The 24934-nt window shown below is 57.5% G+C and carries 25 protein-coding genes; 4 read left to right on the top strand and 21 right to left on the bottom strand.

All coding sequences use genetic code 11. From position 1 onward, the window contains the following. Positions 1 to 56: 56 nt before the first annotated feature. The 10 genes from AS89_RS0104360 to AS89_RS0104315 all read right to left on the bottom strand — a co-directional run bounded on the left by AS89_RS0104360 (position 57) and on the right by AS89_RS0104315 (position 11071). Positions 57 to 2105, bottom strand: a complete 2049-nt coding sequence (locus AS89_RS0104360) for a M13 family metallopeptidase (protein ID WP_010131147.1) — start codon at positions 2103 to 2105, stop codon at positions 57 to 59. 315 nt (positions 2106 to 2420) lie between these two features. Further along, the gene (locus AS89_RS0104355) at positions 2421 to 3188 is read right to left on the bottom strand and encodes a hypothetical protein (protein ID WP_010131146.1); all 768 of its coding nucleotides are present in this window, start codon (positions 3186 to 3188) and stop codon (positions 2421 to 2423) included. Positions 3189 to 3356: 168 nt separating this feature from the next. Then, positions 3357 to 5042 carry a M28 family metallopeptidase gene (locus AS89_RS0104350; protein ID WP_100169246.1) on the bottom strand — a complete coding sequence of 562 codons (1686 nt, stop codon included), beginning with the start codon at positions 5040 to 5042 and terminating at the stop codon, positions 3357 to 3359. Between the two features lie 87 nt (positions 5043 to 5129). Beyond that, complete coding sequence (locus AS89_RS0104345; protein ID WP_029249780.1) at positions 5130 to 5897, bottom strand: hypothetical protein; 768 nt, start codon at positions 5895 to 5897, stop codon at positions 5130 to 5132. Positions 5898 to 6009: 112 nt separating this feature from the next. Beyond that, a complete protein-coding gene (locus AS89_RS16880) occupies positions 6010 to 6420 on the bottom strand; it encodes an ACT domain-containing protein (RefSeq protein ID WP_010131144.1) in 411 nt (136 codons plus the stop codon). Beyond that, positions 6417 to 7316, bottom strand: coding sequence for a hypothetical protein (locus AS89_RS0104335; protein WP_010131143.1), 900 nt, complete (start codon positions 7314 to 7316; stop codon positions 6417 to 6419). Before AS89_RS0104335 ends, AS89_RS16880 begins: the two co-directional genes overlap by 4 nt. Positions 7317 to 7488: 172 nt before the next feature. After that, positions 7489 to 8034, bottom strand: a complete 546-nt coding sequence (locus tag AS89_RS0104330; protein WP_010131142.1) for a hypothetical protein — start codon at positions 8032 to 8034, stop codon at positions 7489 to 7491. Positions 8035 to 8193: 159 nt separating this feature from the next. Continuing rightward, positions 8194 to 9426, bottom strand: coding sequence for a hypothetical protein (locus AS89_RS0104325; RefSeq protein ID WP_138976364.1), 1233 nt, complete (start codon positions 9424 to 9426; stop codon positions 8194 to 8196). A gap of 124 nt (positions 9427 to 9550) precedes the next feature. After that, positions 9551 to 10228 carry a thiol:disulfide interchange protein DsbA/DsbL gene (locus AS89_RS0104320; protein ID WP_010131140.1) on the bottom strand — a complete coding sequence of 226 codons (678 nt, stop codon included), beginning with the start codon at positions 10226 to 10228 and terminating at the stop codon, positions 9551 to 9553. 192 nt (positions 10229 to 10420) lie between these two features. Then, positions 10421 to 11071 (bottom strand): c-type cytochrome, encoded by a 651-nt coding sequence (locus tag AS89_RS0104315; RefSeq protein WP_010131139.1) that lies wholly within the window; start codon positions 11069 to 11071, stop codon positions 10421 to 10423. Between the two features lie 135 nt (positions 11072 to 11206). Here AS89_RS0104315 and yihA point away from each other — a divergent pair, with 135 nt between their 5' ends. Continuing rightward, entirely contained in the window at positions 11207 to 11863 is a 657-nt protein-coding gene (gene yihA, locus AS89_RS0104310; RefSeq protein ID WP_010131137.1) for a ribosome biogenesis GTP-binding protein YihA/YsxC, read from the top strand. A gap of 679 nt (positions 11864 to 12542) precedes the next feature. On the opposite strand, the gene polA is transcribed toward yihA, so the two are convergent. Then, positions 12543 to 15284: a DNA polymerase I gene (polA, locus tag AS89_RS0104305; RefSeq protein ID WP_010131136.1), complete on the bottom strand. Its 2742-nt coding sequence runs from the start codon at positions 15282 to 15284 to the stop codon at positions 12543 to 12545. 232 nt (positions 15285 to 15516) lie between these two features. Between polA and AS89_RS0104300 the strand changes: the two genes are divergently transcribed. Then, positions 15517 to 16155, top strand: coding sequence for a hypothetical protein (locus tag AS89_RS0104300; RefSeq protein WP_010131135.1), 639 nt, complete (start codon positions 15517 to 15519; stop codon positions 16153 to 16155). On the opposite strand, the gene AS89_RS0104295 is transcribed toward AS89_RS0104300, so the two are convergent. Continuing rightward, positions 16097 to 17101 carry a metal ABC transporter substrate-binding protein gene (locus AS89_RS0104295; protein WP_100169248.1) on the bottom strand — a complete coding sequence of 335 codons (1005 nt, stop codon included), beginning with the start codon at positions 17099 to 17101 and terminating at the stop codon, positions 16097 to 16099. The genes AS89_RS0104300 and AS89_RS0104295 overlap by 59 nt on opposite strands. A gap of 212 nt (positions 17102 to 17313) precedes the next feature. Between AS89_RS0104295 and znuC the strand changes: the two genes are divergently transcribed. Together znuC and AS89_RS0104285 are read left to right on the top strand one after the other, a co-directional pair. After that, positions 17314 to 18108: a zinc ABC transporter ATP-binding protein ZnuC gene (gene znuC / locus AS89_RS16875; protein WP_050901637.1), complete on the top strand. Its 795-nt coding sequence runs from the start codon at positions 17314 to 17316 to the stop codon at positions 18106 to 18108. Continuing rightward, complete coding sequence (locus tag AS89_RS0104285; protein WP_010131132.1) at positions 18108 to 18911, top strand: iron chelate uptake ABC transporter family permease subunit; 804 nt, start codon at positions 18108 to 18110, stop codon at positions 18909 to 18911. The genes znuC and AS89_RS0104285 overlap by 1 nt, the downstream gene beginning before the upstream one ends. 42 nt (positions 18912 to 18953) lie before the next feature. Here the strand turns inward: AS89_RS0104285 and AS89_RS18750 are convergent, their stop codons facing one another. From AS89_RS18750 to AS89_RS0104240, 9 genes are all read right to left on the bottom strand, one after another. Further along, entirely contained in the window at positions 18954 to 19109 is a 156-nt protein-coding gene (locus tag AS89_RS18750; RefSeq protein WP_158217336.1) for a hypothetical protein, read from the bottom strand. 2 nt (positions 19110 to 19111) lie between these two features. Next, positions 19112 to 19291: a hypothetical protein gene (locus AS89_RS0104275; RefSeq protein WP_029249779.1), complete on the bottom strand. Its 180-nt coding sequence runs from the start codon at positions 19289 to 19291 to the stop codon at positions 19112 to 19114. Between the two features lie 32 nt (positions 19292 to 19323). Then, a complete protein-coding gene (locus tag AS89_RS18595; protein ID WP_138976363.1) occupies positions 19324 to 19533 on the bottom strand; it encodes a hypothetical protein in 210 nt (69 codons plus the stop codon). A gap of 150 nt (positions 19534 to 19683) precedes the next feature. Then, positions 19684 to 20475 carry a CPBP family intramembrane glutamic endopeptidase gene (locus AS89_RS18125; RefSeq protein ID WP_010131131.1) on the bottom strand — a complete coding sequence of 264 codons (792 nt, stop codon included), beginning with the start codon at positions 20473 to 20475 and terminating at the stop codon, positions 19684 to 19686. 83 nt (positions 20476 to 20558) lie between these two features. Then, entirely contained in the window at positions 20559 to 21227 is a 669-nt protein-coding gene (locus AS89_RS0104260) for an SCO family protein (RefSeq protein WP_010131130.1), read from the bottom strand. Position 21228: 1 nt separating this feature from the next. Then, positions 21229 to 22137: a heme o synthase gene (gene cyoE / locus AS89_RS0104255; protein ID WP_010131128.1), complete on the bottom strand. Its 909-nt coding sequence runs from the start codon at positions 22135 to 22137 to the stop codon at positions 21229 to 21231. Positions 22138 to 22258: 121 nt separating this feature from the next. Then, positions 22259 to 23311, bottom strand: a complete 1053-nt coding sequence (locus AS89_RS0104250; RefSeq protein WP_010131127.1) for a COX15/CtaA family protein — start codon at positions 23309 to 23311, stop codon at positions 22259 to 22261. Between the two features lie 18 nt (positions 23312 to 23329). Continuing rightward, positions 23330 to 23989, bottom strand: coding sequence for a hypothetical protein (locus AS89_RS0104245; RefSeq protein WP_010131126.1), 660 nt, complete (start codon positions 23987 to 23989; stop codon positions 23330 to 23332). A gap of 89 nt (positions 23990 to 24078) precedes the next feature. Then, positions 24079 to 24912 (bottom strand): SURF1 family protein, encoded by an 834-nt coding sequence (locus AS89_RS0104240; protein ID WP_010131125.1) that lies wholly within the window; start codon positions 24910 to 24912, stop codon positions 24079 to 24081. Positions 24913 to 24934 lie beyond the last annotated feature (22 nt).

The following is a 24934-nucleotide window of genomic DNA, read 5'->3' as shown; positions in this document are numbered from 1 at the left end:
TACTTCCGCTTAATGTGCCCGCTGTGTTTCGCGTAATGGCTTAAGCCAGAGAACACTTACCAGATTTTGACGCGCTCGTCGGGTTTCAGATACAGCGCATCACCTTCTTTCACACCAAATGCGCTATAGAACTCCGGCACGTTGCGCACGGCACCGTTAATCCGAAACTCGGACGGTGCATGTGGATCGGTGTTGATCAGGTTGCGCATTGCCTCTTCGCGATACTTGCCCTGAAAAATTTGCCCGTAGCCCAGGAACACCCGTTGCTCACCGGTAAAGCCGTCGAGTACCGGAGCTTCTTTGCCGTCAAGAGACATTTGGTAAGCCAGCAAGCCAATACTCAGGCCACCCAGGTCGCCAATATTCTCGCCAAGGGTAAATTCACCGTTGATGTGGAGGTCGTCAAAAGGTGCGAACGCACTGTACTGATCAATCAACTGCGCGGTGCGGTCTTTGAATTCGGATTTATCTTCCTCCGTCCACCAGTTGCGCAGCACACCGTCACCATCAAACGTGCTGCCGGAATCATCAAAGCCATGGCCGATTTCGTGACCGATCACTGCACCAATACCGCCGTAGTTCACTGCATCATCCGCTTCCATATTGAAAAATGGGGGCTGCAAAATTGCGGCAGGAAATACGATTTCGTTTAAAGGTGGGTTGTAGTAGGCATTCACCGTCTGGGGCGTCATGGCCCACTCATGCTTGGCAACCGGTCCCTTTTGCTTTTCCAGCATTTCGGCGTAATTGAACAAAGCGGATCGCTGCATATTGCCGTAGAGGTCGTCGCCGCTAATGGTGAGAGCCGAATAGTCACGCCACTTATCCGGATAGCCAATTTTCGGAGTAAACTTGGACAGCTTGTCGAGGGCTTCCTGCTTCGTCGCTTCGCCCATCCAGTCGAGTTCCTTGATGCTGACTTCATAGGCTTTGATCAGGTTGGCGACCAGTTCCTGCATTCGCGCTTTGGCTTCCGGTGGGAAGTGCTCCTTCACGTACACCTTACCGACGACTTCACCCAGGTGCTGATTCACTAGATTCACACCACGACGCCACAGCTGGCGCGGCTCTTCCACCCCGTGCAAAGTGCGACTGTTAAAGTCAAAATGCTGCGCATAGATGGCCTCATCGAGATAAGGCGCGGCATGGCGTGCAGCGCTCCACTTCAGATAAGGCTTCCAGGCGTCGATACTGGTCTCGCTGATAATGGTATCCAGCTCTCGCATATAATCGAGCTGGGTCACCACCAGATTTTCCAGCTCAGTAATACCTGCCGTTGCAACAAACCCCTGCCAGTTAAAATTGGGCATCAATTCCGGCAACTCAGCCAGGGCCACCGGGTTGTACAGCGCAACCATGTCCCGGGTTTTTTCCTTCTTCATATGTTGCGCGGCGAGCGTCATCTCGAGATCATAAATACCCTGCGCGATTTGACCGCTGGATTCTTCACTGCTGATACCGGTGAGCGCCAGCATCTTGGCAATATGTTTCAGGTAGGCAGCGCGCACCTGCTCCGACTTATCGCCTTCTTTAAAGTAGTACTCGCGATCCGGCATACCCAGGCCACCCTGCCAGGCGTAAATCATATACACATTGGGATCTTTGAAATCGGCATACTGGCCGACGGTGAAAGGCAGGTCGTGCCCCAGTTTGTTGGCCTGGGCAAAATAGACAGCGAGCTCCGCGTGACTTGAAACTTCATCGATGCGCGCGAAACTTTCGATGAGTGGCTGCGCCCCAAGCGCATTGCGCGTTTCCAGATCCATAAATGAGCGATATAGACCACCCACCTTCTGCTGGTCGGTGCCATCCTCATGACTGGCGGCCGCTGATTCCTCGATTATCTTGCGCACATGCTCTTGTGCCTGGTCGCGCAGGATATGGAAACTACCGTAAGTGGCCTTGTCGGCAGGAATTTCGGTATTCGCCAACCAATTGCCATTAACATATGCGTTGAAATCATCGCCCGGGCGCACACTCGTATCCATGTTTTCCAGGTTGATCCCGGATTTCATCGCCGCTGTCTGCGGTTGCGGGTTTTCTACTTTCTGGTCACACCCTGCTGTTGCCAGCAGCAGTGCACTGATTACAAAGGCTTTTTTCATTATTTTTTCCTATTCAGGATCGTCTTTCCTGTCAGTACAGGCACATTTTTTGTACTACTCCTCGATAGTCTCACAGGTGCAAGTGCTGTGCCTACCGGGGTGCGTCTTGCGGTAATCGGTTTGCGACGGGGCGAATTCGAGGCACAAAAAAAGCGAGCCTCACAAGAGACTCGCTTTGCGGTCATACCCGGTGCGACGACTCGGGCCATGCCGCCGCGTTACCAAAAACCGGGATTACTCCACGATCTTTTGGGAAGAGCAGAGAAGGATGTATCAGCAGCATCTGAGAACGCTTCTTGCAGATCCAAGCTTTATTTATTGAATTCTGCGGCGAATAAAGTCTACCGAATAAAGCTCACCATCAATATCGACTTCAAATAATAGGTTCCGATCTGCATGCCCCTTAGCGATTTTTATTGGATTTAGAACGAAATTACTTTGGTAGGTTTCGCCTGGCGCAATAGTATGAGGCTTTAAACCATTGTCATATGCAAAGCTAATTGCTGCCGAATGCTCAGCATCCATGGCAGAAATCAACTCTGCATTTTGTTGATCTGCTCTCGCCTGAGCTAGTTGGGCCGCGACAGGATCATAGTATGACGTATAACTCGAACCATATGCATTTGCATAAGTTCCATTGCTCCCATATGCGGTTGCAGAACTCGTCGTATATGCGCTCCCATATCCAGCATTAGCCGCGTTCATCGCATTTCCTGCAGCTGATAAACCTACCGCAACAGCACGCCATGCAGCTGCTTTTTTGGCTTGGGCGACCATTTGTTCTGTCGTGAGGATTGGGTGGATCGCATTATCAACATACGCCGTAACGTCACCATCCATTATTGTTATCGGCTTCAATGTCCCGTTAGTGAAGGTAAGTGTAAAAATTTGTCGAGCATTTGCATCCGTGATCTCACCTGCCGATATCGTTAAGGTGCCTTTCGACCCTCCCAGCATGATGAATTCGCGCCCGTAATTATATCCCTTCGAACTATCACCAGATTCAATGGGGATATTTTTATATTGCGGCATTGCACAAGCAGTAGCTGCAAGTGCTACAACGAGAATTAACAGTTTTTTCATATGATTAGATTGCTAACGAATATTTTTATAAGTTCAGGTGGACCACTGCCTACAGGCTCATCAGAAACTGATTTACGTATCTGATGCCCAATACTAACACGCAGAACGTGACCCGCATCACATTTATTGAGAGTTCATATTGCACTCGCATAGCCATATCTAGTCATTTCAATCACCAGACTCATAGAGTTCGCCAAAAAAATCACCCTGATTCCAGCGTGGTTTCTGCGTTGAATCCGCCACATCACGCGCAATTGCGTAATTCACTTCGGCAAACTGCTGCGCCGCAATGTAGTTGATTCCCGCATCTGACTGATCGCTGGGTCTGTGGTAGTGGTCGCGCAGGAACTGGATTTGTGCGTGACTGCCGTCGATCTCGCTGTCGATGGCCTCGCGGCCGGTGATCAGGTAAATCGCTGGGATGCCCTGGCGTACGAAACTGTAATGGTCGCTACGCACAAAGATGACCTGTTCGGGCATGGGGTCAGGACTGAGTTTAAGACCGGCACGGCGCGCGGCACGGGCGGTGGTTTCGCCCAGGCTCGAATGCTCGGCACCGAAGGCGATGACGTCGCGGAACGGATACAGCAGCATCGGCATATCGAGATTGATGTTGGCCACCATGGAGCTTGGGGCAACCGGTGGGTGCTGGGCAAAGTAATCGGAGCCAAGCAGGCCCTCCTCCTCTGCGGTTACCGCGACAAACAGAATGGAACGCCGGGGCCCATGCTCCGCTGCGGCAAATAGCCGCGCTACCTCCAGCATCACGGCTATGCCGGCGGCATTATCCTGTGCGCCGTTATTAACAAGATTGGTGTCCGGCTCAATGCCGATATGATCCAGATGCGCGGAAAAGATGATGTACTCGTGTTTGAGCTGGGGATCCTGCCCCGGCAACAGGCCCACAACATTGGGGCTGGAGATGCGCTGGTGCTTGGCGCTGCTGGTCAGGGTGGCGGTATCGGGCAGGGAAAATCCCTGTGGCACCAGGCCATTTTCAATTTCAGTAAAAATGGTATCAAGGCTGCGCGCGGCGCCCATAAACAACTGCTTGGCAGCTGGCATATCGAGCATGACACCGGGCTGCAGGCGCTGGATAGCATTGCCCGGTGTTTCATCGGCACGCAGCCAGTCCCAGCGCGGATCCTGCAGATGCTTGGTAGAAGCCGCGAATGGGCGACGCAATTCCCGCATCGGGGTATTCAGGCTAATGGTGCCAACTGCACCACGGCGAGCGGCCGTCCGTTGTTTCGTGCGGTTGGATGCGAAGTGGGCACCCACCTCATTTGGTAGATGCTGTGGGCGTCCGGACAGGTACACAACAATTTTTCCCTGCACGTCGAGTCCGGCATAGTCATCGATGCCATAGGCGGGTGCATCGATACCAAAGCCGACAAACACCAGGCCCGCGGTAGTCGTGCTATCGCGATGCGCCGCAGAGGGAGCAGCAAGAAAATCCACCCCCAGGTCAAAGGTGATGTCGCCCTCGCGACTGTGCAGCACCAGTGTCGCCGCACCTGGATCCCAGAGCGCTTTGCGCAGGGGCACCTGCTGGAAGTAATCCTCTCCGGTGATGGAGACTAGCCCGAGCTCGGCAAACCGCGCAGCCACATAGTTCGCCGCCTGCTGGTAGCCGGCAGAACCGGTTTCCCGCCCCTGTAACCGGTCGTCCGCCAGAAATTCCACATCCGCACGCATGCGCTCCATGTCTGCACGAGGTATCTCGGGTAGCTGGCTGAGCCCCACACAGGCGCTCAGCAGTCCTACGACTAGGAGAGGAACAAACCGGGAAACTGGCCGCAAGGATTGCGGTGCTTTTAAGGCGATGACACGGATGGCGCTGAAGCGGGACATGCTGGGCTCATTCTAAAATTCGAAACGCCCCCAGCTTATCACGGCGCCGCGCGCGACACCGGCGATTGCTCTGCACAGGTTTTGCGATCAGTGCCGCGTATCGCGGGTATTGCGTGCCTTGAGAGATGCGGAAAAACTCGCCGCTACCGCACGCTCGGCGAGTTCGTGGGCGCGGTCTGCACAGAAATCACCGTGACCGGCGAGCATATGCTGGAACGGCAGGTCGAGCAGCCGCTGGAAGTCGGTAGCGAGCCAGCGCTGATAGTTTTCCCCCTGCGGGGTGGCGCGACGGCACCAGGCCGGCGATACCTGCATACCCCGATGCATGCCACTCAGGCGCAGCGCCCAGCGCCCGGCCCAGTTGCAGGCCGTCCAGCTGCTCCAGTATTGCAGGGAGTCCCCGGTAAGAAGCAGCCCACCGGAGTTAGGGACATACAGTGCAGCCTCGGGAATCTCGCTGTGGCTGAATTCAAATACCTGGCCATCCGGAATCGGGCAGCTGCCACCCTCTTGCAGAAATTCATCGGCGGCGGGAACTGGGTAGTAATCGGAGTGGTGTTGCCGCCAGAAAAATACATTGAAGCGATCGCGGTAATAGAGATCATCGCAGCCAAAGAAGTATCCAAGGCGCACCGCCTGACGCACGTTGCCGAGGTCGCACAGGCGCTCTTCCTGCAAGCGGGTGAGACGTATCGGATTGACCAGTAGCAAATCATCGTCAATGCGCACAATGCCCATATTGCGATTGACCAGCACCCCCGGCGCAACGCGGGCCTGGCCACGCACCACGAAGAAATCCGGCAGCAACTGGCGGATCGGGCCGTGGGGCAGTGGCGGCGGATAGGCGATATGCATGGTCGGCAGCGCACTCCTCGATAAGACGTCTTGCCCAGGGGCGCTCCCTGCCATCGGCGAACCCCGCCCAGACCTAAACATCTGGACGGAGAATAGAAACGGTGTCTACTTCCTAGGAGTACTGCAGACGATTGCTGATGCCATACAGGATCTGCATCGCATGTCTGGCATCGCGCGCGCGCACCAGGATGTGTTCGTGATAGCGCGCAGAAACCACATTGGCCTGGACCCCGGCATCAGCGAGCTCACGCAAAATTATGGCGGTGAGGCCGGGCGCCTCCACACCATGAACAAACTGCAAAGTAATTTGCCGGTAATCCTCACTCACCGATAACTGCGCCTGCTCGGCAAGATGTGTGGGCAGCAATGCGGTAATCCCTTCGCGCTCGCGGAAGATACACCGGCAATGTGCCAGGTGTTGCACCAGTTGGGCCTCATCCAGCACACACAGCCCGAGTACTTCGCGATCGAGGATCGGGGTCAGCCGCAATAGCAGCTGGTCGATTTTTACCTGAGCATTCATCGGCGGTCTCTCCCGGATTTGTCTTTCACCCGCGCCTTGGCGGTTTTGCTTTTTGACGATGCTTTCTGGCCTGGCACTTTGCCCTTGGGCTCAGCCACTGCCGGTCCGAAATCTTCGCCGGTAAATTCCGGCTCCCCTTCTACCGGGGTGGTATCGACCAATTGCTCGTGTTCACTCTGTTGCGCTTCCTGTTCCCATCGGTCGAGCGCCAGGTCGATATCTTTCTCCACATCCATGCGCGGGAAAATCGGACAGGGGGCGTTTTTCTCCGGATTGTGCCAACCGGATAGAGGTGCGACGAAAACAACCAGGGATTTATGCAGATAGTTGCGGCCGATGCTGGCTTCGGTCCAGGTGGTCTGCCAGGCAAACTTTCCCTTTACCGCATAATCGCTTTCGTAAGACTTGAGAGTGAGGAAGTACGGATACACGCGGCCACCCCGGCACACAATGCGGCGCTCGGTTTTAATATTGGCCATCTGGGTATGTGGGTCGAAGTACCAGCTTATGTCGTAGCCGTAGGCAAACTTCATCTCATCGCCATGGCGATTGAATGCGTAGGAGCGACCAGTTCCATCCTTGTTCAGGCTCCACACATGCTGCGCTTCGCCATCGCGGGAAATCAACCAATTGCCTACCCACTGCCCGGCCTGCAAGCGCGATTCCACTTCCCAACCGGGATACTGGCCTTGTTGCTCGCGCCCGGCTGTCTGCCCGGACGCTTGCGACTGCAATTCCTTGCTGGGTTTGGCAGCGGAGTCGGGTGCCGCAACCGCCGCAGTCGATGACAATAGCGCTGTCGATGACAATAGAAAGGCACTCACCAACACGGACCTTGCCGCAATCAGAGTTTGCCTACTGGTAACCAGTAGCTTGTGAATAAAGCGTTGCTGCATGACTGCCAGGCTCCGCTTGCGCTTTATTCTTCCCTGAGATGAATGCCAGTCCCTTGGACCCCGGCGGGGGACTTCCTTCCCCGGCCGCAGGCTGGACGCTTTCTTGGCCATTGCGCTGGCCCGTGCATTGATCATGGCTAGATTGACCAGCACTGCCCTATACGCTCCGGCTTCAATTGCCGGCCGAGGCGGTCTGCGGGGTCTCTTTCCGCTCGCGATCGTACAGATTGGGGCACTCGGCGCCGTGGTTGGGTGTTTCCCAGTCGGCGAGGCGACGCTGGAAGGCAAGGATGCCACCGTTATGCTGGCGCCAATGACGCCCGTCGATCACGTTGAAGTCTAAGGTGACCGCGCTCCAACCGGTAAACTGCGCGTAAACCATGCCGCTGTTGCAATGCAGGGTGCCGCCGGTACGGATTCGCACCGTATCACCGTTGATACGCCAGGAAATTGCGAAGCCATGGGTAAGCTGACCGTCAGCACGGAAACCGTGCGCAAAGCCGGTACCATCGGCGTGGAGCTGCCAAACCAGCTGCTCATCCCCCTGCCCCACCACCAGCCAGTTGCCGACCCAGCGTTTGGCCGCAGCCTGGTTGCCGGTCTGCTCCTGTGCGGAGGCGAATGCGGGAAGAATCAGGAACACTGCAAAGGTCAGGGCGTAGGATTGCAGCAGGGATACGAGAACGGGACGGAAGGACAACTGACGCAACAACTTCATGCGGCACTCTTCTCTGTTGGGTTCAACGACTGGCGGTTATTTGCACAACCTAATTAAAAGCCTAGTCGTAAATCTCAACAGTGGCAGCGAATGCGACAATTTTCTTTGTTTTCGCGTCAGCCCAGCCTAAGGAACTCGCCTTTAGTGAGGGAAACAAACCTATGTTTTACGCCGACGACGCAAACCAAACCACAGCATCAGGCCCAGCGTCAGCGCGGCAACAAACAAAAGTCCCGCCCATACATAAATGACACTGCCACTTGTCGGCTGCAGCAGTTCCCGGCCCTGCACCACACTGGCCAGCAAACGCTGAAACTGCTCGATCACCTCATTGGCCGGCGCGCGCGCGAGAATGGCCTCGCGCAGCGCCTGCCACTGCTGCTCGAGCTGGATTGCGAGCGCCGGATCCCGTTCGGCCAACTCTGCGCGCGCCGGCAAGTAACCACTGCGCAGGGCCAACATGAGTTTGTGATAGGCGCCGGCGGGGTCACCACCGCGATAGGCAATCTGCGCCAGATAGATCAGGCCCGCGGCCCGGGCCAGCGGGTGTTGCAGCGCACGAGTCTGCTCCGGGTGGGCGCGCCACCACATCAGCGATGCACGCGCGGGTTCGGGAAGCTCAGACGGACGCAACACCGCCATGCCGGGAAGGCCGACCAGCGCCGGGTACTGTTCGGCAAGTTTGCGGGATGGTGCCACCTGCGGTGCGCTGAAGCTGGCCACCTTGACCGCCAGCGCCCAGCGCTGGCGACTGCTGAGGTCGCCGTCCACGGCTTCATCATGGGCATCGTTACGGGTGGGCTCCAGCACATTGTAAAAATCGTAAAGACTCAGGTTCACCATGCGCGCGGGATCATTCAGGGCGCGTTCCGGTTGCCCGGCTAACCCATTTTCCCCATGGCAGTGCTGGCAGCGATCGCGATACAGGGCGTTTGCCTCACTGGCGGCAGGCAGGGGTTCGGCCGGGGAGCGCGGCAGTTGATAGAGCGCGGCCAGGCGGTCGGCCGCGGTGTTGGCACGGCGGCGTACCAGCTCCGCGGTGTCTTTGTCGGAAATAGCCGCTTGCAGCGTCTGCAATGTATTGAGCAATTGGGTGCGCCCCGGCCGGTCGGGCAGCCCCGCGACCAGGTCCGTAGCCAGCTCTGCGTTTTCGCGGGTTTGTCGATATAGCCCCCGGTCGAGGACATTGCCGCCGTTGACCGCGTCGGGATAATCCACCGCGACAAACGACAGCAGGCTCACTGCGCGCGCGGCAATATCCACCGGTGTCTGCTGCTCGGGCAGCTGCTCCTCGACCAGCGGTTCTTGCGGTATCTGCGCCATGGCCTGCAGCCAGCCACCCCAGAGGCTGAGCAGCAGAGCAATCAATAGTGGTGGGGGCAAATTGCGCATTCTGGCACTGGCAAAATCGGTGACGGTACCCATTGTTAGCCTAGCAGTGCGCCGACGCAGGGAAGTTCAGGCAATAAAAAACCCCGCAGTTGCGGGGTTTTGCGAGCGGGGTGCGCCGGGGCAATTAGCCTTTCTCGGCACGCTCTTTCTCGACCAGGAAGTCGACCACATCCAGCATGATCTCCTGCCCGTTGGACTTGCCCTTGATACCCGGCAGCGAGGTGCTGATGCGGTATTTACCGGCAACAACCATTTCCGGGGTACCGGTCAGTTTGTAGGCACGCTGTTTCGCCTGGCCCTGTTTGACCTTGCTGTTGATCGCGAAGCCATTCATCAATTTCACCGCTTTGGCGCCGTCGGCACCGGCATCGTTGAACAGCGCTTCAATGGCGGCATCATCGGCTTTCCAGTCGCGACCGTCGCGGGTGGCGAACATTTTGCGCTGCTGGGCGATGGCGGCAAAGATCGGGTCGTGCACCTTGTCCAGCGCACCCATGGCGTCCGCCACGTAGAACATACGCGCGTGGATCTCCATCACCGGCTGCCAGATGGCCGGGATCTTCTTCAGCGCCACATCGGCGGGCATGGTTTTCTGCCACTTTTTCAGCGGAGACTCAAAGTGATAGCAGTGGCCGCAGCCATACCAGAACAGTTCGGTCACTTCGATCTTGCTGTCGTCGTCCTGGGCAACGGCCTGCGGCAGTACTTCGTAGTGCTGACCGGCCTTGAACTTGCCCGGGGCTTCCTGGGCGCAGGCTGCCAGGCTCAGCAGCATGGTAAAGAGTGCGACGACGGCTTTCATAAAGAGTTACTCCAAAATTTATTCTGTGTGCCTGCAGCTGTAAGGCCAAAGTATGCTCGGGCTCAGCTGACTCCTGGCTGAATATAGACCGCGGAAATTATTGAAGTTCCCAACGGTCGGTGCAAGCCGGGTTCGGCAGGGGGAAACAAAAAGGCCGGTCACTGACCGGCCTTTTTCGCAACTGGCTACCGATTACTCGGTCAGGCCCGCTACGTAGTTCGCGACAGCCTTGATCTCGGCGTCGGACAGCTGGCGTGCCACGGTGCGCATAATGCGGGTATCACCATCGTTGGCACGGGTGCCTGCGCGGAAAGCCTTCAGCTGCTTCTCCACGTATTCGGCATACTGACCAGACAAACGCGGGTACGCGGCGGGTGCGTTACCCAGGCCGGTAGGCGAGTGGCAGCCCATGCACGCGGGTACACCGGTTTCGCTGTTGCCTGCGCGGTAGATCTCGCGGCCCAGCGCCAGGCCGTCCACGTTGTCACCGTTATTCAGCATCACCGAGAAGGCGGTAGAACCGGAAATCTGGATGTTCTGCGAAGCGTAGAAAGCAGCGATATCCTGCAGGTCCTGATCGCTCATGTTATCGAGCTGACCGGTCATTTCTGGAATGGACCGCGCACCGCTCTTCACGTCACGCAACTGCTTGAGCAGGTACTTTTCGCCGAGACCGGCAATTTTCGGGAAAGTCGGCGCCGGGCTGTTACCGTCCGCACCATGACAAGCCACACAGGTCGCAGCCTTTGCCTGCCCCGCACTGGCATCACCGGCAGCGTGTCCCACCTGGGCGAAAGCTACCATCCCCAAAGCCAGAGCGGCCTTCTTTATAATGCTGTTCATACGTCGTCCTGTTGCGCGCTGAAGTTTTGCACCCATCTTCGCTGCTGGCGGCACCCAAACGCCCTTAAACCATCAGCGACGATAAAACCGCGGCATTATATACTTGCGCGCCATCTGAGTGTACCGGGAAGTCCCATGTCTGAAGCCAATGTTAAACGAATCAATTTCCGCCACGCTGAATTTCTGATCAGCGCACCCACCTTGGCGGAGTGCCCGGTGGATTCTGGCGCCGAAGTAGCCTTCGCCGGCCGCTCCAATGCCGGCAAGTCCAGTGCGATTAATGCACTCACCGACAACAATAAGTTGGCACGGACCTCCAAGACGCCCGGACGCACCCAGCTGATCAACTTCTTCCACCTGAGCGAATCCCAGCGTCTGGTCGACCTGCCGGGCTACGGCTACGCCAAGGTGGCGCGTGCAATGAAGGACGAGTGGCAACGCAATCTGGCGTTTTATCTGGAGAATCGCCAATGCCTGAAGGGGCTGGTACTGTTGATGGACATTCGCCAGCCGCTGAAAGAGTTCGATTTGCAGATGCTGAACTGGGCAGTCAAGTCGGGCCTGCCCGCACATATCCTGCTGACCAAGGCCGACAAACTGAAGAATGGCCCCGCCAATAACACGCGCTTTGCCGTAGAGAAGGAATTGAAGGCACTCGAGCTGGACCACAACGTTACGGTACAGATTTTTTCCGCACCCAAGCGCAAGGGCCTCGACAAGCTCGAGCGCCAGTTGAACCAGTGGCTGGCGCTGCCCCAGGACGACGCCGAGGCGGAACAGCCAGGCGCGTGAATTGCACCGCCAAATTTCGTCTAAACTCAATGTAAGCCGCTTATTTTTTAGCCAACCCGGGCGATGAGCAGCTCACAGGATGTTTTCCCGGGCCGCGCAGGCCCGATAAGCGCCTTCAAGAACTGGAGGCAAAAAAAAGCCGGCAGATTGCAGCTGCCGGCTAGGGGTCAGTGCCCTTGGGGAGGGGCACTTGGGAGCCGCACCCAGGGGGACGGGTGCGACCTTGGGTTCTCACCCAAATTCCACTGCATCCTCTGCGATGCCTTCAAACCAAATCCTATAGTCCAAAGACTAAGCTGGGCCTGAAAGGTTCCCCACTCTTTTTTCGCAATGCGGACGCGGCAACTGTATCCCACCCATGGCTTTTTTGCGGGCAAAAAATTCTGTTTCTGAGACTTTATTCCTCGCCGCGCGTCAAAAAACTCTATTCCTGTTGATTAAATAACCAAGCCTTTTTGATACAGCCTCAGGCACTCTACACGTTATATCGACCTACGCAGCGCAAATTTCAGGCAAAAAAAAGCCCCGATGGGGGTATCTTCGGGGCGAGGGGCTTCTGACTAAGCTTTGGGGATGATGTTGCAATCCAACGATCTTGCTTAGTTAGAGAGGCCCCTTATCGAGTAGTTCCGCGGAAAGCGAAAAAATCGCAAAAATTTTTAAAAAATTGCTGACCGACTCAGTGCGCCTCGTCCCAGTTCGCGCCCTCACCCAGATCGGCAATCAGCGGCACATCCAGTTCTGCTGCAGCCTGCATCAATTCCGGAATCCGCTGCACCACCACTTCACGCTCATCAGCCGGCACTTCCAGTACCAGTTCATCGTGTACCTGCATGATTAGCCGGGTTTTCAGCTGCGCCTCGCGCAACCAAGCATCCACGCTGATCATTGCGCGCTTGATAATATCGGCCGCGGTACCCTGCATGGGCGCGTTGATCGCGGTGCGCTCCGCAGCCTGTCGCTGCATGCCGTTGCGGGAATTGATTTCCGGCAGGTACAGGCGGCGACCGAACAGGGTCTCCACGTAGCCCTTGTCGGCGGCCTGCTTGCGCGTGTTTTCCATATACGCGAGCACACCCGGGTAGCGCTCGAAATAGCGGTCGATATAGGTCTGGGCGTCTGCGCGCGGGATATCCAGTTGCTTGGCCAGACCAAACGCGCTCATGCCGTAGATCAAACCAAAGTTGATCGCCTTGGCGCGGCGGCGCTGTTCATCGCTGACCTCTTCCACCGGTACCTCGAACACTTCCGCGGCAGTCGCGCGGTGAATATCCGCCCCGTGGGCGAAGGCATCCAGCAGTCCCTTGTCTCCCGACAGATGCGCCATGATGCGCAATTCAATCTGCGAGTAATCCGCGGCCACGATCACGCTGCCACCATTGATGCGCGGGTCGGCGACAAACGCCTGGCGAATGCGACGGCCCTCTTCGGTACGGATCGGGATGTTCTGCAGGTTGGGATCCGAGGACGACAGGCGCCCGGTGGCCGCCACTGCCTGGTGGTAGGAGGTGTGTACCCGCCCAGTGACCGGGTCGATCATCTGCGGCAGCTTGTCGGTATAGGTGTTCTTCAGCTTGGCCATGCCGCGGTACTGCATAATCAGCGCCGGCAGTTTGTGTGACAGTGCGAGCTCCTGCAGCACCGGCTCGGCGGTAGACGGTGCCCCTTTCGGGGTTTTTTTGATCACCGGAATTTCCAGCTTTTCAAACAGAATCGCGCCCAGCTGTTTGGTGGAACCGAGATTGAATTCCTCACCCGCCTCGTCGTACGCCTGCTGCTCCAGCTCGCGCATTTTCTTGTCCAGCTCGTCGGACTGCTGTTTCAGCATCGCCGCATCGATATAGGCACCATTGCGCTCGATGTGCGTCAGCACCGGCACCAGCGGCATTTCAATTTCGTCGAGCACCTTTTCCAGGCTCGGCTCTTGCGCCAGCCGACCGCTCAGCTCCTGGTGCAGGCGCAGGGTGATGTCCGCATCTTCCGCCGCATACGGGCCGGCCTTGTCCAGTTCGATCTGGTTGAAGGTGAGCTGCTTGGCACCCTTGCCGGCAATGTCTTCGAACTTGATCGTGGCTTCACCCAGATATTTCTGCGCGAGGCTGTCCATATCGTGACGGCTGCCGGTGCTGTTGAGCACGTAGGATTCGAGCATGGTGTCGCGGGCAATCCCGCGCAGCTCAATGTCGTAGTTGGCGAGAATGTGGCTGTCGTACTTCAGGTTCTGACCGACCTTCTTGTATTCATCACTCTCGAGAATGGGCTTCAGTTTGGCCAGTGCCCGCGCAAAGTCGATCTGTGCCGGTGCGCCCATATAGTCGTGGGCCAAGGGCAGGTAGGCGGCCTCGCCGGCGTCCACCGCAAAGCTCACCCCTACCAGCTTGGCCTGCATGTAATTGAGGCTGGTGGTTTCGGTATCGAAGGCAAACAGGTCCGCCTGCTTCAGTTTGTCCAGCCAGGCATCCAGCTCTTGCTCGTCGAGGATAATGCTGTAGTTGCGCTCTATCGCGGCGACCGCCGCGGACGTTGCCTCGCCGCCGCCACCCAGCTCGTCGACCCAGCTGCGAAACTCCATTGCGGTAAACAGTTCGCGCAGTTTGTCGCTATCCGGTTCGCTGTTGGTGAGGGTCTGCGGCTGGTAGTCCATCTCCACGTCGGTCTTGATGGTGGCCAGCACGTAGGACATATCCGCCGCGTCCTTGTGCTCTTCCATTTTCTTGGCCAGGGTCTTGGACCCACGGAAGCCGAGCGGCGCAATGCCATCGAGATTGGCGTAAATATCCTTGAGGCTACCGAGCCCCTGCAGCAATGCCAGGGCAGTTTTCTCGCCCACACCGGGAACACCCGGGATGTTATCCACCTTGTCGCCCATCAGTGCGAGAAAATCGATGATCAGCTCCGGACCCACGCCGAATTTGGCCTTTACTCCCTCCACGTCCATCACCGTATTGGACATGGTATTTACCAGGGTCACGCCGGGGCGCACCAGCTGGGCCATATCCTTGTCGCCGGTGGAGATGATGACGTCCATGCCCTGCTCTGCGCCCTGCAGTGCCAGGGTGCCGATAACATCGTCTGCCTCAACCCCGTCGATCACCAGGCGCGGCAGCCCCATGGCATCGATGATGTCGTGAATCGGCTGTATCTGCGCGCGCAGGTCGTCGGGCATCGGCGGGCGGTGCGACTTGTATTCCTCGAACAGCTCATCGCGGAAGGTTTTGCCCTTGGCGTCAAATACCACCACCACTGGGCTGTCCGGATGCTCCTTCAGGTGCTTGCGCAGCATAGAGATCACCCCGCGCACGGCGCCGGTGGGCTGGCCGGTGCTGGTCGCCAGCGGCGGCAGAGCGTGGAATGCGCGGTAAAGGTAGGAGGAGCCGTCCACCAGGATCAGTGGCGCAGAAGAGGTCTTATCGTTGCTCATAGACAAATAGAAATTCGGGTTGCGATGACAGATAGATGAATGCGATGTGGCGCTGTTTGCGCAGGTCGACAGGATACCTGCCTTGAGAAGTTTTCGCTCGTGCGGCGGCGGCGGAAGTTGCCTCGCCCAACTCCATTTGTCGATGCCGCCGCGCGAGTCATCGCAGTGTCCCCCCCACTCAGGCAACAGCTTCTAGGCTTGCAATAGGGAAGTTGCAGAGAGGCATGAACAGATGAAATCCCGCATATTGATCCAGCTGGCGTTGGTTTGGGGGCTCGCCGGTACGGTGATCGCGCAAGATCAGGCGCCGGGCGCGGTAGAGAGCGCAGTAGGAGACCGCGTAGAGGGTGCAGTAGAGGAAACCGCAAGTGGCTCGGCCTACGCGGCAGAAACCATGGAGCATGTAGAGGCGACCGCATATCCGGTGCCGGAGTTGATTGCGGAAGAGGAAGTAAGCGACAACCGATACCTGATTCAGGAACAACACCGCGAGCAGTACCGGCAGGAGATGCTGCGCGACCCAAACCGAGAGGCCCTGCTCAACAACGTACGCAGTGTGCAGCAACAGCAGGTTGAAGCGTTGATGCGCGCGGCAGAGGAGCAGCTGGCGCAACAGCAGGCGCCGCAAGAGTCACCGCAACAAACATCTGCACAGGAAGCGTTGGAAACAACCGCGGCGGACCCTGTAACCACTGAGCAAGCGCCCGCAGCGGCGCTCACTCAGTCGGTTTCGGAAGCGCCTGAGGCAGTGCGGGAATCATCGCTTGCGCCTGCCGTTTTGCCGGAACAGGAAGCCGACCGGGAGGCACCGGCTAACGAAATACAACGGGAGCAGAATCAGGAAAGCGTGTCGGAGCAGGAGCCCAGCTGACGGTTGCTCCGTCCAATCCAGAAACTGGACGAAGCGGCCGGGCGCTTTTATCGGGAATTGTACTCAGGCAGCGGCGAGCATCCGCCAGCAGCTTTTCCATCAGCGCGCGGTACCCTGCATCTTGCGGCAGCGTACTTCCCAGGGGATCCAGGGCCTGGTAGCCCAAATTCAGATGGCTGGCAGTCTGACGATCGCGATCGTTCGCGGGGACCTCGCCAAACAGGCAACCGGCGGGCCCGGAAACCTCTTCACGTCGAATCTTGTCCACCATGGTGCGCGCGCCATGGGCCTGCTTTGACCCCCCACTCAGACTTTCCACCGCCACGCCGGCGGGGCCAAAGAACTGGCTGTAGGCCTTGTGCGTCGAGACGATGGGCACATCCTTGTATGCCCACAGGGCGCGATCCTGCACTTTTTGCAGATTGGCCATGGCGCGCGAGAAATCCCGGGCGCGCTGGCGGTAACCTTCAGCCTGTTGCGGATCGAGGGTACTGAGCCGCGCGGCGATGCGCGCGGCGATTGCTGAGGCATTACGCGGACGCAGCCACAGGTGTGGATCGGTCGGGTCGGAACCGTCGAATTCAAATTGGCTGGTATCGTCGAGCAGCGCCAGCTGGCGTTCCGCGGACACCAGTGCCATCTGCCGCGCGAGCACGGATTCCAGCGCGGGTCCCATCCACACGACTAGCGGAGCACCCTCGATGGTCAGGCGATCATTTACCGAGGGCGCATAGTGATGTGGATCGGCACCCTGCACCAGCTGGTGGACCTCAGCCGCATCCCCCACGACTTCGCGCGCGAGCATCGCCAGCGGCGCAATGCTCGCTACTACCACCAGCTTTTCAGAACGCTTGGTGTCCGGGGCTTTTGTACCGCAACCGGCACTCACCAGTGACGCAAAAATCAACCCGAGCGCAAAAACAACACCCAATGGCTTCTCGAACATAGGCAAACGAACCAACAGACCAAACAACAGACCGAACACCGCTGGCAAGGATAAATCGGCGGCCGGTAGCGACCGCAATTGCCGGCGAACACACGTCACACCGATTAAAGGGGTGCGATATAATCATACGCGGCTTACACTCGCCAGCCGTTTTATTATCGATCGCGCTTCTGCAGAGGCCAAACCCCTCTTCAACCAGTCTGGAGCCTCCCCTGAGTTCATCCACCCCGCTCATCCGCGCCCGCGACCTCGGCCTGAACATTGGCGGCCGCCAGCTGCTGCGGGATATTACGCTGGAATTGCGACCCGCAGAGATCGTCACCGTGATTGGCCCCAATGGTGCGGGCAAGACGACCTTATTGCGCCTGTTGCTCGGGCTGACCAAGCCCACCTCCGGTGCGATCGAGCGGCGTCCGGCATTGCGACTGGGTTATATGCCGCAACGCTTGCAGATCGACTCCAGTATGCCGATGACCGTCTCGCGCTTTTTACAGCTCGGTATCGATGATGTCAGTGTCGCCGCAGCTCTCGAACGCGTGGCAGCCCCGCACCTGGCCAACGCCCGCCTTACCGACCTGTCTGGCGGCGAAATGCAGCGGGTATTGCTGGCCCGCGCGGCGGCGCGCAGGCCGCAGCTGCTGGTACTCGATGAACCCACCCAGGGTGTCGACGTCGGTGGTCAGAGCGAGGTCTACCAGTTGATCGCCCAGCTACGCGACGAGCTGCAGTGCGGTGTATTGCTGGTGTCGCACGATTTGCACCTGGTGATGGCCGCGACCGACCGGGTGTTATGCCTCAATCAACATATTTGCTGCCACGGGCACCCGGAGCAGGTGAGCAAAGATCCGGTGTACCTTGAAATGTTTGGCGACAAACTCGCCCTGTATACCCATCACCACAATCATCATCACGACTTGAGCGGTGACGTTGTGGATAACGGTTGTCACCACGACCATCCGCACGCACTGACGCCGGGCAAGACCTCCGGCCCGCAGGAACACAATTAATGGACTGGTCACAACTCCTGAGCTCGACATTCCTCTGGTATGCGCTGGCTGCGGGCCTGTTGGTGGCGGTGGTCAGCGGGCCACTGGGCTGCTTCGCGGTCTGGCGGCGCATGGCCTATTTCGGCGATACCTTGGCGCACTCTGCCCTGCTCGGGGTAACCCTCGGGTTTGTACTGCATATACAGCCGACGCTGGCGGTGGTCGCCAGCAGCTGCGTACTGGCATTGCTGCTGGTGTACTTGCAGCGCCGTCAGAATCTTTCCGTCGATACCCTGCTGGGCATCCTCTCGCACAGCATGCTGGCGCTGGGCATCGTGACCATGAGCCTGCTGCAGATCAATGTGGATTTGCTGTCATTGCTGCTCGGCGACCTGCTGGCAGTTTCGTCGCAGGATCTGCTGCTGATGGCGATGGCGGCGGTCATCATTGCCGGCTTGCTGTGGTACCTGTGGCCAAAGCTGCTGGCATTTACGCTGCACGAAGAGCTCGCCGCAGTGGAAGGGGTTCCGGTGGATAAAATTCGACTGGCGTTGATGTTGATGCTGGCCCTGTTGATCGCCATCGCCATGAAAGTCGTCGGTGTACTGCTGATCACCGCGTTGCTGATTATTCCGGCGGCCACCGCACGTCGCCTGTCGGCGACCCCGGAACAGATGGCGGGTTTCGCATCACTGATCGGCTGCGTTTCTGTGGTGGTCGGCCTTGGTATGTCGGTGGTATGGGACAGCCCCGCGGGGCCGTCCATCGTGCTGGCTGCAAGCCTGTTCTTCCTGTTGGGGCAGGTCCGCGCGGCGCGCGCTTGACCTGGAGCGGCGGCGACTCTTCGTTCTATCAAATCGCTCGCATTAACGGCGCTGGCGCGGTTCTCGCCGCTGCCCCTTGCGCGCCGGCGTGACTGGCTCCGTTCCCGCGCGGTGGAAGGCATACACCGTCAGGCCGATACCAATCAGCATCAATACAAAAACCGCCAGACCGACGTAAAAGATCAGTTGGTCAGACATGACTACTCACTGCGCGCCAGCAGCGCTGAAACTTTTACGTAAATGCCAAAAGCGAGAATACTCGGCACCCAGAGGGCGGTGAATACGCCCTGTTCGCGGTAACCGTTGAACCAGAGATAACTGGAGAGGGCGAACGAAATCGCCACGGCGAGAAATATAAACAGGTCGGACAAGCGAAACATTAGGGCACCTAATCGCAGTTTGCCCAAAAAGTTTAGTCTTGCCAGAAGCCAATTGCGGCAATCAGCAGGCCACCAATGGCAAAGGATGCGGGAATACGCAATCCGGGGATGCCGAAGGTGGTAATCAATGAGGGTTCCCAGCCAAGCAGGCCAGCAATAAACCAGACCACCCAGGGCAGCACCATGGCAAGGCCGAGGTAACCCAGCAGTCGCCTTCCAACGGGCGGCCATTTAAGCCGCATGATTGCCAGTGCTCTGGTTTCGCTTCACAGACTTTCGCGCCAAACAACGGTCTATTCAGGTTAGTTCACCGACGCGTAGCTTGCGCCCTCCGGCAGTGCTTATCCCGGATTCTCTCCCTGGACTCTCTCCCTGGACTCTCTCCTGGACTGTTACCCTGGATAAGCGAGCAGGGTCATATGCAGCAGGTTGACCCCCCAGTGGGCAAGCACACATGCCCAGAAACTACCCCGCAGTTGCCACAGTAGTGCGTAACCGAAACCGGCCACACCCACCAGTGCAAGCATCGTCGGTGACGCCGCCCACCCCGTATGCAGGGAGACAAACAGCAGGCCCACCACAACGGTGGCGATCCAGGGCCAGCGGGCAAGCCATAACCCCAAGCCGCGCTGGAGGACCCAGCGAAAGAATCCCTCTTCGGCAATACATACCACAACAAAGTTGAGCAGCGCGGCAAGCGCAATGGTGGCAGTGAGCTTCGGGTGGAAATCGAGGACCATAGCGCCCAGCGCAATGGGTGCGGCGACAACAATGGCGATCCAGGGAAGGTCTTTGCGGTGCAGCGGTTGCGGCCGCACCAACATAAACAGCACGATGGTGAGCGCAATGACCGCCTTGGCCGGACGGAAGCTTGGGTAAATCAGGTTGGCGGATGCGTCCCGGTAGGGTTCCATGAGCAATATGTGTTCATTGCCCGGAATTAAGCCGCTGTTAACCAACAACATCAGCAAGCCGGTAATAAAAAAGCTAGCGGCCTTTTTCCAGCCGCGGGCACTCTCCATCGCCACCAGGCCGAGCCAGATCGCTGGCGCAAACACGCCAATCCAGCCGAAGGGGATTACCAGAGAGCATAGAAATGCGGCGGGCAACCACAGTGCTTTGCCGTCAACTGGTTCGGTCGCGGCAATTTCCGGCGCACCCCGTTGGACACTGAGAGAAAACATAGAAAATCCATTTTCAATAAGCTGAATGGGAACAGGCGCCATCGTAGCGCCTGTTATCAATCACTTCAGTGAACCCCGTCCCCTCAACCGGTAAACGTTGCTCGCATTGAGCGGTAGGTCAGTTTCATTTTGGCAGGATCCAGCGGCGCCTTGAAAAAGCCATGGTAGTGACCGCGTGGATTAATCAACACTACTTGCGAGCCGTGGTCGACAGTGTAATTGCCATCGTCCAGGGGGACCTTGTTAAAGGGGACATTCAGCTGGTTGGCAAAGCGCTTCAGATTCAGAAACTCACCAGTTACCCCGGCAAACTCCGGATTAAAGTAACGCACGTAGTCGTGTAGTTGTTCCGGGGTATCTCGCGTTGGGTCTACAGAAACCAGTAAAACATCCGTGGTTTTCTGAGTTTCTTCATCCAGCGTCTGATAGAAATTATTCAGCGTCGCCATGGTGGTCGGGCACACATCCGGGCAGTGAGTGAAGCCGAAAAACACCAGTGTCCAACGCCCCTCGAGTTGCGTGGTTTTAAAGGCATTGCCGGTATCCGCAATCAAGTCGAACTCATCGAGAATACGCGGACGCTCCAGCTTGATTGCGCCATTCAGGCGCAACTCGGCATCGCTAATTACCCGCGGCTGATTCATTTTGTTGAGGAAGCCGGCCATCACCGCAACCATAAACAGAACCAGAACGCCTACCGTTAAAATTATTCCCCGCTTTTGCGTGGCGGTGTGCTGTGAATTCTCACCCATCTCAGACTCCACTGGTTGGTAGCGCCACCAGATAATGATCCAGCAACATAATGCAGAACAGTGCCATCAAATAGATGATCGAGTACTTGAAGGTTTCCATGCCCGCATTGGGATTGCGATCGCGCAACATTTCTATCGCCCAGTACAGGAAACCAATACCCAGTACCACCGCGCCCAGCAGGTACAGCCAGCCAAGCATGGCAGTGGCAAATGGCAACAGCGAGACCGCGAGCAGAATAAAGGTATACAGCAAAATATGGACTTTGGTGTACTGCACCCCATGGGTAATCGGCAACATGGGAATTTCCGCTTTGGCGTAATCATCGCGACGATGCACGGCAAGCGCCCAGAAGTGCGGTGGTGTCCAGGCAAAAATAATCAGCGCCAGCAGCAGACCGTGACCATGAACCTCGCCGGTTACCGCAACCCAACCCAGTAACGGCGGTGCCGCGCCGGCGAGGCCGCCAATCACAATATTTTGTGGCGTCGCGCGCTTGAGAAACATTGTGTAAACCACCGCGTAACCCAGTAGAGACAACAGCGTTAGCCAGGCGGTCAGCGCATTTACAAACACAAGTAGAATTGCCATGCCCGCGCACCCAAGGAGCATGGCAAACAACAGGGCCTTTTGCGGCTCCACGCGACCACGTGCCACCGGTCGGTTGGTGGTGCGCGCCATCTTGATATCAATCTGGCGATCCACCAGGTGGTTTACCGCAGCGGCACCGCCGGCACACAGGGCGATGCCCAGATTACCGAGTATCAGTATGTCCAGGGGCACCATGCCAGGTACTGCCAGCAACATGCCGATCACCGAGGTGAGAATCATCAGCATCACCACACGCGGCTTGGTGAGCTCATAGTAATCGCGCCAGCTGGCGCGTTGGACGGGTACTGCCTGGGTACTCATGGTTACCACCTCGTTGTCATTGTTATGCGGCAGGGATGCCCGCTTTTGGCATCCCGTCAAATCAACCAGTTCGACCGAGAGGTACTACTTAATCCTCTGCTTTATCCCCTTCGAATATTCGTCACGGATACTGCTTTATTGCCGGCTGTACCGTATTGATGCGATAACAGAAGGTCAGCAAGCTCAGCAGGAGCAATGCGGCACCCGCATTGTGAGCCACGGCAATCGGAAGCGGCAGGTGCATCACTACGTTGGCAATACCTAACGCCACCTGCAAGCCCAGTACGGCGAGCAAACCTTGCGCCCAGCGCGGCGAGCCTGCGCGCCATGCGAGCATCGCCAGCAAGCTGACAATCAGGGTTACGATAATCGCGCCGATGCGATGGGTCAGGTGAATGGCGGTGCGTGCATCGCTCTCCATGGCACCGCCGAGGTAATTCGGGCCAATTTGTTGGGCAATATTGAATCCCTCGGCAAAGTCTGCGGCGGGCCACCACTGGTTATGGCACTTGGGGAAATCCGGGCACGCGAGCGCCGCATAGTTCGAGCTCGTCCAACCCCCCAGGGCAATCTGCAACCCGACCACCACCACGGCAGCTATCGCCAACGGGCGCAACCGTTGCAGTGCGGTAAACTCGTGAGCGGGAATCAACCGTTTGCGATAGCGCAAGCGCTCGGACAGCATCCACAATACCGACAGGGTCGCCATACCCCCGAGCAGGTGCAGGGTCACGACCTGGGGCCACAGCTTGAGGGTCACGGTCCACATACCAAAGGCGGCTTGCAGCGTAATCAGACCGAACAGGATGTGGCTTTGGATAAAGCCACGATGGCCGCGACGCCGCCAGAATAAATAGGTAAGACCTGCCACCAACAGCATCAACATCCCAGCGAAATAGCGATGCACCATTTCCGGCCAGGTCTTGTCGGTCTCTACCGGAGTATCCGGGAAAGCGGCATTCGCAGCCGTAATTTCGTGATGCTCGTCGGGCCACAGCAGGTGACCGTAGCAGCCGGGCCAATCCGGACAGCCCAGCCCGGCATCGGCAAGCCGGGTAAAAGCGCCCAGCACTACTACCACCACCGCGAGACCGGTGCCGATCAAGGCGAGGCGAAAGCGCCAGTCCTGTTTGTAGTTTTTTCTCAGCTCGGTAATGTCTGATTCCACGTCCATCGCTCTCTCCTGTCCCCGTTACTTCTCGTAGGAGTACTTCAGCAGCCGCTTGATATCCTTAAGTAGCTGGTTGCCGTTGTGGGTGTTGTCATACACCATCATGGCGTAGCCCTGTTGATCCACCAGCAGCGCACTTGGCCGCTTCAATTGTGCGTGGTCACTGTCTGCCAACCATTCATCCAGTTTTTGCTGGTCGCTGGTGGTGAACCTCAGCTTTGGATGTTGATCGGCAAGAATCCGATGACGCAACTCCGTCAGCGGCGCGCCCGTAACCAGCAGGCGCTCGACACGGCGAGACTTCTCACCCAGGCGGATATGTACCTGACGGGTGGTATAGAGGAGCTTTTCACACTCTCCAGCACAATCTTCTCCCCCAACAATCAGGTAGCGCCACTTCGGCTCCTGCGTCGCAAGGTCAACCGCATTGCCATCGTCAGCCAGTAGATTAATTTCAGCGAGGTCCTGGGCTGGCCTGAGCAGCTCACCCTGGTTCACCGTATCCGTAGGCATGCCCACGCCGGTGTAAAAAATGATATAGGCCGCAAGCATCGGCAGTGCCACAGAGGCAACGACACTCATGCCGGCGAAACGACTCAGGCCGCCCTTTTGCGCGGGTGCTGCAGGCGTAGGCCGAGAATCGGGCTGTGCTTCAGTTTCGATCTGGGTTTGCTCAGTCACGTGAGTACCTCGCTATCGCACTCATACCCGGACACTGGTCCAATTGAGTGCTCGTTATTGTTATGCGTTGATTATGTCTGTTTTGGTGTTTATTTAAACCACTTTTCTCGCACTATTTGTCGCAGATTGGTCGCAGCCAGCAGCCACATCACCAGCAGGGCGAGAGCCATGGCGAACCACTGTACTGCGTAGCCCGTATGCTTGGCCGGACTGGTAGTCAACAAATTCCATTCGGTAAGTAGCGCGGTATCGGAATCTGCGCTCAAGCGAATATGCCAGTCCGCTTGTTGCAATCCAGAGCCAAGTGCCCGCAACTGCGCCAGTGACTGAATACGGCCATGGACCGCAACGGCCGCTGGAGCAGCGGCGTCCGCGTTGGACTTGCCATTCGGGTAGAGAAAACCGGTAATTACCTTGGCCGCCAATGGGTAGGATACTTGCGGCAGCTGGTCGCGGTGACTGTTTGCCGGTATCCATCCTCGATTAATCAGCCAGCGTGCCTTTTCTGCACCGCCGCTGCCGGTTTCAAACACCTGCAGCACCTCGTAACCGACGCGACCATTACGCGTGCGGTTGTCTAAAAGAAAATATTCATCGGTATAAAAGCCCAGCAGGCGCACCGGGGTATAAGTTGTGGGGACTTTTAGGTCAGAAATTTTGATGGGCTGCGCACTGAGACGTGCGTCGACCTGCTGCTGGATATGCTGTTTTTCTGCCGCCCGCTGCAGCTGCCAGTTACCCAACCCGAGCAGCAGGGGGAAAAAACATAAACTCAGAACCGTCAGTGGCCAGTTGCGGATAAATGCTACACTGGCCTCCCGCGCTGCAGGATCCTGGCTTTTTGCCAAGTGCGCGGAATGGGCGGAGTTCCCGGTCTGTACTGCCTGATCGCGTTGTTGCTGCGATTTTTTGGGAGCTGTCATGCCAATAAATACTTCAATAAGT

It is taken from the genome of Microbulbifer agarilyticus S89 (assembly GCF_000220505.1).
GTDB classification, from domain to species: domain Bacteria; phylum Pseudomonadota; class Gammaproteobacteria; order Pseudomonadales; family Cellvibrionaceae; genus Microbulbifer; species Microbulbifer agarilyticus_B.
This window is presented reverse-complemented; position numbering and strand designations above follow the sequence as displayed.